This window comes from Pedobacter sp. CFBP9032, assembly GCF_034045265.1.
Classification (GTDB): Bacteria; Bacteroidota; Bacteroidia; order Sphingobacteriales; family Sphingobacteriaceae; genus Pedobacter.
This window is the reverse complement of the sequence record NZ_JAXCWE010000002.1, coordinates 642,074-657,089: the sequence shown is the minus strand read 5'-3', so window position 1 is coordinate 657,089 and position 15,016 is coordinate 642,074. Positions and strand designations below refer to the sequence as shown.

The 15,016-nt window shown below is 39.6% G+C and carries 9 protein-coding genes; 7 read left to right on the top strand and 2 right to left on the bottom strand.

Annotated features, from left to right (window positions below):
* The first annotated feature begins 11 nt into the window (after positions 1–11).
* From SOM16_RS06595 to SOM16_RS06575, 5 genes are all read left to right on the top strand, one after another.
* Positions 12–1,601 (top strand): RagB/SusD family nutrient uptake outer membrane protein, encoded by a 1,590-nt coding sequence (locus SOM16_RS06595; protein ID WP_320463192.1) that lies wholly within the window; start codon positions 12–14, stop codon positions 1,599–1,601.
* Between the two features lie 19 nt (positions 1,602–1,620).
* Entirely contained in the window at positions 1,621–2,679 is a 1,059-nt protein-coding gene (locus SOM16_RS06590; protein ID WP_320463191.1) for a phosphatidylinositol-specific phospholipase C1-like protein, read from the top strand.
* Positions 2,680–2,694: 15 nt separating this feature from the next.
* On the top strand, positions 2,695–4,098 hold the full coding sequence (locus SOM16_RS06585; RefSeq protein WP_320463190.1) for an alkaline phosphatase: 1,404 nt from the start codon (positions 2,695–2,697) through the stop codon (positions 4,096–4,098).
* Between the two features lie 76 nt (positions 4,099–4,174).
* Complete coding sequence (locus tag SOM16_RS06580; RefSeq protein WP_320463189.1) at positions 4,175–5,347, top strand: CehA/McbA family metallohydrolase; 1,173 nt, start codon at positions 4,175–4,177, stop codon at positions 5,345–5,347.
* 216 nt (positions 5,348–5,563) lie between these two features.
* Positions 5,564–6,697: a DEAD/DEAH box helicase gene (locus SOM16_RS06575; protein WP_320463188.1), complete on the top strand. Its 1,134-nt coding sequence runs from the start codon at positions 5,564–5,566 to the stop codon at positions 6,695–6,697.
* A gap of 285 nt (positions 6,698–6,982) precedes the next feature.
* Here SOM16_RS06575 and SOM16_RS06570 read toward each other — a convergent pair whose 3' ends face one another.
* Together SOM16_RS06570 and SOM16_RS06565 are read right to left on the bottom strand one after the other, a co-directional pair.
* Entirely contained in the window at positions 6,983–8,176 is a 1,194-nt protein-coding gene (locus SOM16_RS06570) for a histidine kinase (RefSeq protein WP_320463187.1), read from the bottom strand.
* 169 nt (positions 8,177–8,345) lie between these two features.
* Positions 8,346–9,086: a LytTR family DNA-binding domain-containing protein gene (locus SOM16_RS06565; RefSeq protein WP_320463186.1), complete on the bottom strand. Its 741-nt coding sequence runs from the start codon at positions 9,084–9,086 to the stop codon at positions 8,346–8,348.
* A gap of 2,081 nt (positions 9,087–11,167) precedes the next feature.
* Between SOM16_RS06565 and SOM16_RS06560 the strand changes: the two genes are divergently transcribed.
* Together SOM16_RS06560 and SOM16_RS06555 are read left to right on the top strand one after the other, a co-directional pair.
* Positions 11,168–11,770, top strand: coding sequence for a TlpA family protein disulfide reductase (locus SOM16_RS06560; RefSeq protein ID WP_320463185.1), 603 nt, complete (start codon positions 11,168–11,170; stop codon positions 11,768–11,770).
* A 72-nt stretch (positions 11,771–11,842) separates the two neighbouring features.
* Positions 11,843–15,010, top strand: a complete 3,168-nt coding sequence (locus tag SOM16_RS06555) for a SusC/RagA family TonB-linked outer membrane protein (RefSeq protein ID WP_320463221.1) — start codon at positions 11,843–11,845, stop codon at positions 15,008–15,010.
* The last annotated feature ends 6 nt before the right edge of the window (positions 15,011–15,016 follow it).

The window sequence follows — 15,016 nt, the reverse complement described above, 5'->3', positions numbered from 1 at the left end:
AAAATATAAAAATGAAAAAGTTTATCGTCCTATTTAATATTTTTGCTTGCCTGGTGGTTCTTGAATCATGCAGTAAACTCGATGTCGATGTAGAATCGCAATACGTAAAGGATAATTTTCCGGTTACTAATGCTGATTATGCAGCACTTTTTGGTACCATGTATTCTAATTTATCTTCCCAGTATGGCGTACCTTACTGGAGGATGCAGGAACTTTCTACTGATGCCGCAATCATCCCAGCCCGTGATGGAAATTTTGATGATGGTGGTCAGTATCGTCAGCTTCATTACCACACCTGGACCATCGATCATCCAAACGTTCGAGACATCTGGCAATGGGGTTTCGGTGGTATAAATAACTGCAACCGTTTAATCAATCTTACCAATGAATCTGCTGTTTCTGAAGCCGCTAAAACTTCAAGTTTAGCTGAAGTAAGGGCTATGAGGGCTTTATATTATTACTTCATGATGGATTTGTACGGAAACGTGCCTATTATTGATGCCTTCCCGGTGAGCACACTACCTGGAAATCAAACCCGTGAAAAAGTATTTGAGTTTATCGAAAAAGAACTTTTAGCCGTTGTGGCACAATTGCCAATAAAAGACAATAACAATCGCGTGCTGGTTTATGGCAGACCAACACAGGCGATGGCTTATGCTTTATTGGAAAAAATGTACTTAAACGCAGAAGTGTATACCGGAAAACCGAGATACAATGAGGCGGTAACGATGGCAGATAACATTTTGAAAAACAGCAATTACTCACTTGATGCGAAGTATAGCGATATTTTTGATGTAAATAATGGCGCACAAATTAATGAAACCATTTTTGCTATTCCTTACGATCAGCAGATTCCGGGTAACCAGATGACGAGGTTCGGATTTTATCCGGCATTAGCTGCATCTTACGGCATAAATGTAGGTTTCAGTATTGCCATGAGTACCACGCCAGAATATTACAATCGTTTTAATTTAACCAATGATATCCGCAACAGCTTCTGGTTAATTGGCAAGCAATATGCACCTGATGCAAACCGCAAGCCTGATTTATCAAAACCCGTTTTCGTTGCTGGTACCACTACTCAAATCGAAATTACACCTGATTTAATTCTTAAGCCTGGCAAACCAATGGATTTAGGAAACACGGTAGCCGATCAGGCAAAAGGCGTACGTTCTGTAAAATACTGGCCGGATGTAAATGCTATCCAGGCTACCCGTTTAAATGGAAACGATATGCCGGTTTTGCGTTTAGCTGATGTAATGTTAATGAAAGCAGAAGCGATTTTAAGAGGAGCAACGGCCACCACCGTAAATGGCGAATTACAATTGCCGCTTGTGTTGGTTAATAAAATTAGAACCCGTGTTGGCGCACCCGCTGCCACAACTGTAACATTAACGACCTTGCTCGATGAACGCGCACGGGAGTTTAGTTGGGAAGCATGGAGAAGAAATGATCTGATTCGTTTTGGTCAATTCGAAACGGAATACCCGCTTCCAAATGATGTGCTTACCATGAATAAAGATTTAACGAGAAGAATTTACCCTATTCCGGCAAATGAATTGAAGCTAAATGCTAATTTGAAACAAAATCCTGGTTACTAAAACCAATAAATTTAAAGATATGAAATTGATTACCTGTGTTGGTTTATTGATGGTTTTGCCTGCAATTTCCTTAATTGTTAAAAGAGAAGATTTACCCATTAATCAAATCCAGGTAATTGGTTCTCATAATAGTTATAAACAAGCCATTAATCCTGGTCTTTTTAAACGCTTTGCCGAATCAGATTCGGTAGCGGCTAAGAGTTTAGATTATGAACATATTTCGATGCCTGAGCAACTCACGATGGGACTTCGAAACCTGGAAATTGATGTATATGCGGATCAGAAAGGTGGTAAATATGCCCACCCACGTGGTTTACAACAGGTTAAAGATCAGCCAGAATTTGACAAACAAGGGGAGATGACAAAACCAGGCTTTAAGGTATTACATGTGCCGGATCTTGATTTCAGGTCTTCTGCATTAACTTTTATTTCCGCTTTGCAACAACTTAAAAAATGGTCGGAAGCTAACCCTGAACACACACCCGTCTTCATTACCCTGGAGGCTAAAGATGATTCTATAAAACGCCAGGGTATTACACAGCCAGAAATTTTTACTGGTAAAATATTTGATCAGCTGGATGCCGTTATTCTGGAAAATCTGGGTAAAAAGCATGTCATTACTCCAGATAAGGTGAAGGGGAAATACAAAACTTTAGAAGATGCGGTGTTACACCAGAACTGGCCGAAGTTAAGCAGTGCCAAGGGCAAATTTATTTTTGTACTGGATGCTACTGGCAGAAAGCGCGCCGCATATATTGAAAATCACCCCTCATTAACTGGCCGGGTAATGTTTGCCAATGCTGATGCCGGAACACCCGAAGCCGCACTGATGATTAGAAATAATCCGAAAGATGAACAGATTCCAACATTGGTGAGAAAGGGTTATATCATTAGAACCAGAGCGGATAATGATACCAAACAAGCCAGAAATAACGACTATAGTGATTTTGAGGCCGCCTGCAAATCAGGAGCACAAATCATCACCACAGATTATTATCAAAAAAGTACGCATTTCACATCTACCTACGCGATCAGCTTTCCGGAAGGAAAATACTTTAGAAGAAATCCTTTATTTTAAAAAGCAAGAGAAGATATGAACAGAAGATCATTATTAAAAGGAGGTTTATTAACTGGTTTAGGCTTACCATTTGTAGGCTTGAAAGAGGTGATGGCCAAGCCTTTAATTGGCGGTAAGAAAGCCAAAAATATCATCATGATGGTGAGCGATGGGATGAGTATCGGTACGTTGAATATGGCCGACCTATACGCCAATCGCACCTTTGGTAAAAGCAGTAAATGGTTGGGCTTATATCGCGATAACAAAGCGGTAAGAGCGCTGATGGATACCGCTTCGGCCAGTTCGATGGTAACCGACTCTGCAGCGGCAAGCTCCTCATGGGGTGGAGGCATGCGGGTGAAAAACGGATCACTTAACGTAGGTATGAATGGTGAAAAACCACAGCCCATTCTACAAAAATTTAAAGAACAAGGTAAAAAAGTTGGTTGTGTAACTACGGTACCCATTACCCATGCAACACCAGCTGGCTTCTGTATTAATATTGACAACCGGGGCGGACAGGATATTATTGCTGAAATGTACCTCGGACTGAAATTCGATGTGATGATGGGCGGCGGACATAAATATTTTGGTGATAAAAGAGCAGGCGGAAACCTGATTCCGAAATATTTAACCCAAGGATATAAAGTTGCAGAAAATCGTTCAGAAATGCTTGCCTTAGATTCTTCTAAGCCAGTTTTAGGTTTGTTTGCCGAAGATGGAATGCCTTATGAGGTGGATCGCCAACATGATCAGGAACTGATTAAAAATACCCCAACTTTAGCAGAGATGACGGTGAAGGCCATCGAGTTGATGAAAAATAATAAAGCTGGTTTTGCACTACAGGTAGAAGGAGGAAAAGTAGACTGGGCGGCACATGCTAATGATTTAAGCGGATTAATTTTTGATCAGCTGGCTTTTGATGAAGCAGTTGGAAAAGTAATTGAATTTGCTGAAAAAGATGGCGAAACATTGGTCATCATCACTACAGATCATGGCAATGCGAATCCTGGTTTATTCTATGCTGATGAAGCCAATAAAAAATTTGATACCCTGCAGAATTTTAAACATAGCAATACTTGGCTTCTAACACAGCTAAACCAATCCTTCAGTGAGCAAAAGATTATTGATCTGATCAAAGAAAATCAAGGTTTTGAAATGAAGGCAGATGACGTGAAGTCGTTGCTGGTGCATTTTAAAGATATCGTTCCCGGGCAGCTTTACAATGAATCGAACCTTCCTTTTTATGAGTATGGAAAAATTCTTGGTAAATATACCGATGTGCAATGGGCGGGAATGAACCATACCGGAGATTATGTGGAGTTAACCATGTTTGGGCCGGGTTCTGAAAACCTTAAACCCTTTGTTAAAAATTATGAGCTGCATAATTTTATGCTGAAAGCAGCAGAAATGCCTGAAACATTTTTAGTCAAAGTTTAAATCTTAACCACAAAAATTATTAAATGCCTGTTTTTCACAGGCATTTTTTTTATCCGTTTTCCAGAAAAAAATGATCATGAATTACAATTTTAAATATTTTCTATTAGCAGTTTTTCTTACTTCACTCTTAAACCTTCAAAATAGCTACGCACAGAATAATGAGTCGCTTAAAGTTATTGAAAATGGTTCAGGCGTATGGCTAAAGGGCGATTTACATGTTCATTCGAGGCACAGTACTGAATCTTCAAACAACTCGGTTGCGAAAATAATCAATTTTTCAAAATCGGTAAAAATGGATTATTTATGCATAACAGATCATGATAACCATGTAAATGGAGATGTGGCACACCATACCTGGGCAGATCCGGAATTTAAGTCAGACTCTTTACTGCTGCTTTACGGTGCCGAGTGGACCACTACCAGAGGCCACGGGAATGTGTTTTCTGCTAAGCCATATGATCATCAGCGGCTCTTTGATGTAAGAGATCAACGTGATGTAAATATCGGCAAGGTTAAAAAATCTCTAAATATCCATTTATCAGCTAACCACCCGAGCGGTAAAGATAATTTTGGTTTTTCTTATGATTTGGTGCAGTCTATTGAAGTTTGGAATTCTGCCGTTTGGCCCAAAAATGCAAATGCCATCATGATCTGGGATGATATGCTCTCTTCAGGTAGAATGATGACGGGTAGAGGGGGAAGCGATGCCCATCATGGAACGCCAGCTGGTGCAGAAAAAGCAAGCGAAAATACTTATCAGGCTGCCTACAATTATATCGGAACCCCGACCACCTGGGTATTTGTAAAGGAGCGGAGTTTGAAGGCAATTGTAGATGCATTAAGCCATGGAAAAGTTGCTGTAAGTGCAAATCCCTTTTCACCCCGTGTGGAGTTTTATGCGGATGCAAGTGGAACAGGCAAATTCGAGATGATGATGGGTGATAATGCCATTTCTACAGGTAAACCTGTAAAATTCCAGGTGCAGCTAATGAACAATCCATTGCCCAACGAAACCTATAGCGTTACGGTAATTAAAAATGGAAGAAAGTTAAATACCTACCAGGTTAAGGGAGAGGTTCCGGTGGTTACTTTCATAGATACACCCGATTTAAAAGGACGAACATACTATCGCGTAATGGTAGAAGGTAAGATTACTGATTATCCGCAGGTTCCAAAATCTATGGCAGTAAGTGAAAAGATGGTTAGCATTTCAAATCCAATTTACTTTAATTTCGACGATAAGTTTTAAGTAAGAATTAGTGAGGCTGTTTATTTTATGGTTATAAAATAAATCATAATTCCGCAAAATATAGTTAATTGTCTTTCAGAGGGGGAGTTACAAACAAGCGTATAAAAGACACTGGAGGATTACATCATTCAGGTTTACTGCAATATTTTATTGGAAAGATAACAGTTAAGAGGTTGTGGTAACGATTTTTGCTTATTTTTATCGAAAATCATTAATATGTCATTCACCACTCTGGGTTTATCACCGGATTTATTACAAATTTTATCAAATCAGCAGTTCACTGTTCCAACACCAATTCAAGAAAAAGCGATACCAGCCATATTAAGTAGGAAAGATGTTTTAGGCATTGCAAAAACAGGCTCTGGGAAAACGGCCAGCTATGTATTGCCCATTTTAATGAACTTGCAAAAGGCAGTTGAACTTAAAAACAGGCATGTTAACGTCTTAATTTTGGTTCCAACGAGAGAACTGGCTGAGCAGGTGAAAAATGTTTTTCAGACTTTTAGCAGGGGGCTTTCTACACCTGTTAAAATATCAGCGGTATATGGAGGGGTTTCTATTAATCCGCAAATGACTTCACTACAAGGGGTAAACGTACTTATAGCTACCCCTGGCAGGCTATTGGATTTAGTAGATTCAAATGCTGTTCACCTAAGCAGTATTGAGACGCTTGTGCTCGATGAAGCAGATAAAATGTTAAACTTAGGGTTTAAGGAAGAGGTGGATAAAATCATTTCCCTTCTCCCTGTAAAGCGCCAAAATATCTTATTATCTGCTACCTTAAATGCAGATCTTAAATTAATTCACCAGGTTTTACTACACGATCCGCTGGTTGTGGTTATTGAAACTCAGGAAGATTCCCTTGACCTAATTAATCAGGTAGCTTATATCGTTTCTGATGAAAAGAAAGGTCCTTTCCTACGGTATTTGATTAACCATCACGAGATGAAACAAGTACTGATATTTGCATCCTCTGTTCACACTGCAGATGCTATTGTGAACAAACTCCGTAAAAATAACTTTGATGCAAAAGCACTTCACAGTAAAAAGAGCCAGGGTGCCAGAACCGAAACTTTGTATCTTTTTAAATCTGGCAAACTTAGAATATTGGTTGCTACGGATTTAATGGGAAGGGGGATTGATATTAATGAACTTCCTTTTGTTATCAATTATGAATTACCGAGATCGCCCAAGGATTATATTCACAGGATTGGTAGAACGGGCCGTGCAGGTAGTACAGGCGAGGCCATATCTTTAGTTAGCCCGGATGAATTGCATCATTTTGAGGTAATACAAAAGAAGATGGGGAGGGAAGTTAAATTGATTGATAGTGGCAATTTGCAGAAATAAAATATAACCAGGGCATTGTCGATTCTTAAAAGCCTAACTGATACGATTTGATAGTAATTTGTCAAATATATTCTTTGTTAACCTACTGGTTGGTGGCTCACCAACCAGCATAAATATTTATACTTAAATACTCCCCCTCAACAATAATTCCGCTAGATCCGTTTGTCATGCAGATTAAAATGATCACTGTGGATTTTAACTTTTGGTTCTGCGTAAATCTTCTGGATCTGCGGTAAATTATTAACCTATTATTTGGTGTCTTACCAAAGATGATAAGTTATCGCGTCAATCTGTTATTGACGAATACAGTAGGGACTTATCTGCTCCATTTGCGTTTGCTGAATGCAATTCTATTTTAATAAGTACTTGAAAATACTCATCCTTTATTCCATAGGTAATTTCAGCACTATTGCCATAATTATGCAGCAACCGCTGCTTAATATTGTTCAGGCCAGTATGAAATCCGGTATCGTTCAGACCTGTGTTGATCAGATTGATGGTTTTGATCGTGAACAGTCCATGAGCAATGTTTAAGTCGATCCTTCCTGGTTTATCTGCATTGCTTAGGTTTCCATGTTTAACCATGTTTTCTGTTAGGGTTAATAGCACCAGTGGAATCATTTTAGTTTGCTCTATTCCATTATCGTAATGAAAGTTAATGTACAAATCTGGCTGTTTGATTCTAGTGAGTTGGAGTAAGTTCTCTACTTGTAGAATTTCTGCCTCCAGATTCATGATATTAGGGCCATGTTCACATTCCAGTGCATACCTCATCAATTTTGACAGGTACCGAACAGCCTCGGCAGCTCTTGGTTCGGATTTATGGGTACTATTATAAATATAGGTTAAGGTATTAAATAGAAAGTGTGGGTTAATTTGAGCTTTTAAATAAGAGTTTTTAGCATCCGAGAGTTCAATTGCAATTTGTTTTTCTGCCAGCTCTTTTTTGATGGCTTCTTTTTCCAGCGTAGCAGTTAGTTGTTTTTGATGAATATAGCGCTTTACAAAGTAATAGGCGGTTGCAAACAAGATAAAATATATGCTTCTCCACAAAGCACCGAATACAAATTTCCAGTCTATTGCCATACTCATCAGATTGATTGGCGTATTTGATCTGGGAATCACCTGATCAACCAGGTATGATATGAAGGTAAAGGTGCAGATTTCAAATATAATTAATACCGTTAGTTTAAAGTAGTTTGGTCTAGGCCGGGCTAAAGACTTATTCAGTATAAAATCTGAATGGATATAAAATAGAAATATGTTAATCACATAGTGACTGCAATACACCAATACCGGTTCATTTATATTTAGAATCTGCGCAACTAAGAGATACTCGTAGATAATGAAAATTAACCAGGAAATAATGTGCCATTGATACTGTTTCGGCCAACTTTTCATTTTGTTTTTTAAGTTAAAATTTTGCTTTACATCAGTCAGAACTTGCTTGGCGTAAGTTGGTCTCTTTAGGTTTTTCATAGGGCTAAGTTTCTTTCATGAAAAGAATTATCGACTTAAAAAAAAGCAGAAAAACGGCGTTTGTTTTTCGCTCAAACAGAACTAAACTGGCTATCAAAACCGACCCTACAACCAGTACAATGACAGTTGTAACAACGATGACCACCCACTCACCAGAAGGTAGTTAGTGTTAAAGCCTTTTGGAAGTGAGGATGTGTTGGCCTACATAATCCATAAATGCTGTTTTATATTGCGGACTCATAATCACCTCGTATTTTCCAAGATCTACCTTGTGACCATTTATTTCTTTCACAAAAGCAGTATTGATCATGTATGATTTGTGTACCCGATAAAAGTGTTTATTTTCATTTAGCCTTTCTTCCATTTCCTTGATGGTCATATACACCGAGTAGTTGTTATTAATGGTGTAAATATGAACGTGGTTGTTTGAGCCCTGTAAATAGATGATTTCTGCTTTCAGTATTTTGGTAAGTCTGCCACGTTCCCCATTGGTTCTAAGAAAGAATGCCTTATCGGTTTCACTAACTACGTTTTGAGCATCATAATACTCTGTCACAACCTCATTTACCACTTCTGCGAAATCACCAATATTAAAAGGTTTTAAAAGGTAATGCTTGGCTCTTACCTTGAAGGCTTCCAGTGCATATTCTGGATAAGAGGTAGTAAAAATGATGTTGTGACATTTATGCTTCAGGTTGTCTGCAAGCCTGATTCCAGACATAGACGGCATATCTATGTCCATGAAAATAAGTTGTTTGTTTGGTTCTCTGCTAATGTCAGAGAGGGCCTCCACGGGCTTGGTATAGGTTCTGTTAATCTTTAATCGTGGAATCTCTGCAATATGATGTTCCAAAATACGGATTGCAGTAGGGTCATCATCAATGATGATGCAAGAGATTAAATTTTTCATGATACCTGGGTTAGACAAAGCAATTTAATCAAAATATTCTTATTTGGAATATCTTTGACAGCAATTCGCTAAGTGTCATGATACAGGTACGCCCGATTAAAAGAAGTTCTCGACTGTTTTGAATTGATTTAATTTTCTCTGTAAAATTGCCATCGTAGAACTGGATGGTTTCGATGTCGATTTTACGATCGCCGCATAGCTTAACAAAATAATTTGTCGTATTCACCTGGCACCGGATCCTACGGAATGGCCTTATAGGTAATTCCTGTTATGGAATAGGGCCTTTTTTATAGGAAAGAAAATCTGCTTAAAATGTACTTACCTACGTGCTCGGTATCTCAAAAGCTGATCTCAATTTAACTCGTCAATGTGTTAGTACTATTAAATTGATAGGTACAACTTTTCGGTTGGTAAGCTCAACTAACAAGTGGAATTTACAATCTCAATCAGTTATACCTATATGTGATGGTATGACTGATAAGAAGTATTAGATCTGTATTGGAAAGTAGCGGCGTAGTGTTAACCTAATGGCTGGTCTCTCACCAGTCACGTTAACCTTACCTTGTCAATTTGTTAATTATGGACGTAAGTTTTTACTATTGTTGTACTAAGTAAATGCTACCTAATAGCGGGATATTCAATCACAATGATCCTTGACCCATTCCTACAGTCGTTTATTCTTATTAATTGTATTCATAGACTATTTACTAATACATAAAATTACAATAACTGTCTGTTGTTTTTGATTTTTTAAATATAATTCATTACATTTGAGTTATATAAAGGTATTAATAAAAGAGTCTCGGCTACCAAATTCTGACAAGTGAAGCCAACGAGACAATAGATTAATGCCTATAGGGATATTTACGTACTTTTGTACGTACTATAGATCTATAGGCTCTATTGTAAATCCGTTGGCAAGGCCGTCAGAAGCCAGGTAGGACGGTATTTAGAGCCTACTATAGTGCTCTTCACTCCACCAAGACTCATAACATATAGTTATGAGAAACCAAAAATTAAGGCATGTTAATCATTTAAACCCCACGAAATCGAAGGGGATTTATTATGGCTTTTTTGTGTTGCTCAATTTTTTTCATGTATTTCTTTATCATTCCCTTTTAAGTTGTCCGTTTGATTGGCTTTATGCCTTAAAGCCTAAAAATCCCGAATGATTTTCTGATAGGGCAGGCTTATTATGATGGTTAATGATAAAATAATTTCGCTCTTGATGGCCTGCCCTATGCTTTTTTGATGGATCGATCGATCCTGTTTTCCTCTTAAAATACCTCTGATTTAATTTTGATTTAAAAAATAAATGGCTTCGCCGTAAGGGGATTGCTATGTCCAGAATTTTCCATAGCTGTGAACATCGTCCGCGAAAGATGTTGCAGCAAATAGCAGGGTTGCAGTTAAAATTTATTACCGGCTGTCCCTGCTTTTTTTCTTATTCACCTTTAATAAATCAGTAAACCAAAGTATGAAGTCCGATATCCGTTATTTGCCACTTTTCTTTCTCTGCTGGGCTTTTCTTTTCAGTCCTTTTGCTGTTTTAACTGCTTCTCAGAATCTGCAGAAGAGACAAAAGACTCCGATGGTACCAGCCTGCTGTAAAGATGCCCGGCATACTTCCTGTACGAGGACGGTTTTCGGCATTTATAATTTTGGATGTGGTGCTGATGCACATCGGTGCTTTGTTGGTTTATCGTCGCTACCCTGCTGTGAGGAGGCTGTGAATTTAAATAGTTTAAATTATCAATCGGAAGCACATGAAGATAAGTGAATATTATCTTTTCGATTGGCTTTTTGCACTAAAGCCTAAAAACCCGGTCTAAGCAGATCGGGTCTGCTGTTGATTAGAATATTTTGATGATTGTAATCAGGCCATCTCATTTTACGTCAACCAACTAACTACTCTATTTTTTTATAGGTCATTACCGTACCCTGAAACTGTATTGTCTTTTTTTATGCGCTTATGTATGGCTGTAAAGGGCATTTTTTGCGCAAATCAGAAATTCTTGATACATAATTTTGAAACAGGATTTACTAGCTTCTGATACGGTTTGACCACACTTAACCAAACAATGATGATTAAAAATATATGCTTTGTTTTATTTGCACTGCTAGGCACTGTTGGTGCTGTTTCTGCCCAGGTTCTGGGGCCAGACCATGTTGTATCTGTGCCGGTGGGAGGGCAACTGCCAAAGGCTTTCTGGGATTTTAAGCACGCGCTGCTGGAACGTGGAAATCCGAAAGAATATGTGCTTTCTTCAGACAGGGGGAAGTTGATTATTGTAGATTTCTGGGCAACCTGGTGTGGCTCTTGTATTAAACGGTTTCCTAAACTGGAGGAAATTGAGCAGGCATTTCCAGGAAAGGTGAAGGTGTTACTGGTCAATTCTGTTGGTACCGGAGATACGCAGGAGTCACTGATCTCCAGGTTTAAATCAGGATCGGGAACTTTTACCTCCACAGGCCTATCTGTAATTGCAGGCGATACGGTATTTCTAAAGGCCTTTCCGCATAAAGCACTTCCGCATTATGTATGGATTGCGGATGGTGATGTGAGAGCGATAACCACAGCCGAGTTGTTAACGGTAGAAAATGTTGGTTTAATACTGGAGCATATGGATGTGCTGAATGTTCGCAAAAAGAAGATCGAGGCATTTAAGACTAAAAATAATTAAGCGATGAGACAGACAGGTAGCTTTTATAGAAAATGTAAGGTCTTTAGCTCTTTATTTTCGGTTTTGATTTTAGTGTTCCTTTTATCGGGCTTGTGTTTATCCGTTGCTGCGCAAGAACGGTTGAGTGGATTGGTGCTTAGTGCAGATGGGAGGCCGCTTGCCGGGATTGCTGTCCACTCGAACACTGGCGAGACGGCGGTTTCTGCTGATGCAGGTGAGTTTTCAATCTCCTTAAAAGCTGGCAGACATAGACTCAGATTTTCTGGTTTAAATATCGCAATGCTGGATACAGTAGTTTCAGTGCCTTTTAAGGGCGTATTTAAGGTTACACTTGCCATGGGTGATCAGCAATTGCAAACCGTAGAGGTGAGTACGGGTTATCAGCGCCTGCCAAAAGAGCGGGCCACAGGTTCTTTCGCACAAGTTTCAAATAAGATGCTGTCAGAACAGGTGGGTACCGATATTATCAGCAGGCTGGAGGGAATGGTAAGTGGCTATAGCATTGATAGAAAGAGTAATGGGAGTGAAGGCTATGGGATCATCATCAGAGGAATCAGTACCCTGCGGGGGATACGTGCCCCTCTGATTGTGCTGGACAATTTCCCATATGAGGGAGATATTGATAACATTAATCCGAATGATATAGAGAGTGTAACCGTACTGAAAGATGCAGCTGCGGCTTCGATTTGGGGAGCCAGGGCAGGAAACGGGGTGGTCGTAATCACCTCTAAAAAGGCGAAATTTAATTCACCATTGAGGGTTTCCTTTTCCGGAAGTTTTAAGGTGACTGATCAGCCTGACCTATATTACCAGAATAAAATTGGTGTCAGCGATTTGATCACTGTAGAAAATTTTCTCTTCGATAAGGGATACTATAATAATATAGAAACGGGTGCAGACAAGTTTGCGCTCTCTGATGTGGTAGAATTGCGGATTGCAGCAAGAGATGGCAGGCTTTCTGCACAAGAGGCGGCAAGGCGGATGGATTTGCTGCGGGGATACGACCTCCGTCCGGATCTTGACAAATACGTATTTTCAAAGGCTACTGCGCAACAGTATGCGCTGGGTTTAAATGGTGGTGGGGAAAAGAGAAATTGGCTGGTTTCTCTGGGAACCGACCGGAACATCAGTACTTTAGGTGTACCATTTAACAGGTATAGCCTTAAAGCAGAGCAGAACCTGAAGCTGATGGATAAGTTGATGCTGGGTGGAAGCGTGATGCTAACCCATTCATTTACCGGGAGGGGCAGGGAAGATGTCTCCGATCTTAATACTTCAACCGGAAATCTACCGCTTTACACCCGTTTGGCAGATGAAGGAGGAAATCCACTTGCAGTAATGAGGAGTTACCGTCCATCTTATCTTGCAACTGCAGGTGGTGGAAATCTTTTAGACTGGAATTATGTACCGCTGGAAAATTATAAGAGCATTAATGGTGGATCTACTTTAAATGCTGTTCTGGCTTCCTTTAGAGCAGGTTATCAGTTAACCGATTGGTTAAAGCTTACGGCGAGCTACCAACTTGAGCAACAGGATACGGAGAATATTACAGACTATCTGCAGGGAAGTTACATGGTGAGGAACTTGATTAATCTTTATTCTTCTATTGATGTGAGTGGAACGCTCAAAAGGAATATCCCGCTAGGGTCAATTAAAGACCGGGGACTTTCGCTTCTTACTGCCCAAAACGGGCGGGGGCAGTTGGATATCAATAGAACGAATGGCCGCCATGCTATTGTTGCTCTTTTAGGTGCAGAAATCAGAAATACCACTATAGAGGAAGAAAACAAACGTGTTTATGGGGTAAGTGAATCTACCTTAACTACCGGAGTGGTTGATTATGTGAATCCATATCGGACCTTCGTTACAGGGGCAACTGCATTTATACCCAATGTAGATAGTTTCTCGGGTTCGGTATCCCGCTTTGTTTCGCTTTTTGCCAATGCAGCATATACTTATGATGAACGTTATACACTTTCGCTGAGCGGAAGAAGGGATGCTTCAAATTTGTTTGGTCTGGCTACTAATGATAAATGGAACCCGCTGTTTTCTTCCGGGCTTGCTTGGAACATTAGCAGGGAAAAGTTTTATAGTTCTTCCATACTCCCACTGTTAAAACTGAGGATGACATTCGGGGCGAGTGGGAATACTGATCCCAAAGGTTCTGCTGCCACTTCAATCATTTTTGCAAGTCCTAATTCTCCCTACACACAGTCTCCTTATGCAATCTTTAACAATTATAATAACCCTGAATTGAAATGGGAGCGGATTTATATGTTCAATGCCGGGCTTGATTTTGGTTTCAAAGGTAACAGGGTAAAAGGGAGTATTGAGGTGTTCAGAAAAAAATCTGTAGACCTTTTAGCCCTTACTCCGATTGATCTGACTGCTGGAATTGGGTATACGGTTGTGAGAAATGCAGGTTCCATACAAGGAGATGGTCTTGACCTGGAAATCAACGCTATAAATACAACAGGGAAGTTTTTATGGTCCACAGACTTTTTCTTCAATTATTATAAAGATAAGGTAGTGAAAAATTATTCCGGTGCTTTTAGCGGGCGTGGGCTGGTAGCTGGTAATCTTAGCGTTGCGGGGTTAATTGGCTATCCATTGTATAGTATGTTTTCATATAAATGGGCAGGCCTTGATCCGAAAACTGGTGATCCGCAGGGGATGCAGGCAGGTGCGGTGAGCAAAAATTATGCTACTTTAATTGGCAATACTTTACGCGTGGAAGACATGGTCTATCATGGATCTGCACTTCCGGTTTTTTCCGGCGCATTAGGGAATAATTTTTCTTACGGCCGGTTTAGTGCCAGTTTCAGGGTAAGTTATAAATTAGGTTACTATTTCAGAAAGGCATCCTTAAGTTATACTTCACTTTTCGTAGCGCGGAACGGTAATGGAGAATTCGCCTCCAGATGGCAAAATCCAGGAGATGAACTTTTTACTCATGTTCCGAGTATGGTTTATCCTGTGTCATTAAGCAGAGATGAGTTTTATTACGGATCGGAAGTTAATGTACTCAAAGGTGACCACGTACGCCTTCAATATATTAACATCGGCTTTGATATTCCAGGTAGAAAGACAGGGAAAAAATTCCTGTCTCAGGCGAAGGTATTTCTGGTGGCTTCCAATCTGGGAATTATCTGGCGGGAAAATAAAGAGCACATAGATCCTGATTTCTCAGCTATCCCTGACCCGAAAAATATTGCAATCGGTTTTAAAACTAATTTATAAGCATAT

Coding starts and splice junctions, on each gene's coding strand:
- SOM16_RS06575 (WP_320463188.1), top strand. CDS start 5,564: ATGTCATTCACCACTCTGGGTTTATCACCGGATTTATTACAAATTTTA.
- SOM16_RS06560 (WP_320463185.1), top strand. CDS start 11,168: ATGATGATTAAAAATATATGCTTTGTTTTATTTGCACTGCTAGGCACT.
- SOM16_RS06565 (WP_320463186.1), bottom strand. CDS start 9,086: ATGAAAAATTTAATCTCTTGCATCATCATTGATGATGACCCTACTGCA.
- SOM16_RS06580 (WP_320463189.1), top strand. CDS start 4,175: ATGAATTACAATTTTAAATATTTTCTATTAGCAGTTTTTCTTACTTCA.
- SOM16_RS06595 (WP_320463192.1), top strand. CDS start 12: ATGAAAAAGTTTATCGTCCTATTTAATATTTTTGCTTGCCTGGTGGTT.
- SOM16_RS06570 (WP_320463187.1), bottom strand. CDS start 8,176: ATGAAAAACCTAAAGAGACCAACTTACGCCAAGCAAGTTCTGACTGAT.
- SOM16_RS06585 (WP_320463190.1), top strand. CDS start 2,695: ATGAACAGAAGATCATTATTAAAAGGAGGTTTATTAACTGGTTTAGGC.
- SOM16_RS06590 (WP_320463191.1), top strand. CDS start 1,621: ATGAAATTGATTACCTGTGTTGGTTTATTGATGGTTTTGCCTGCAATT.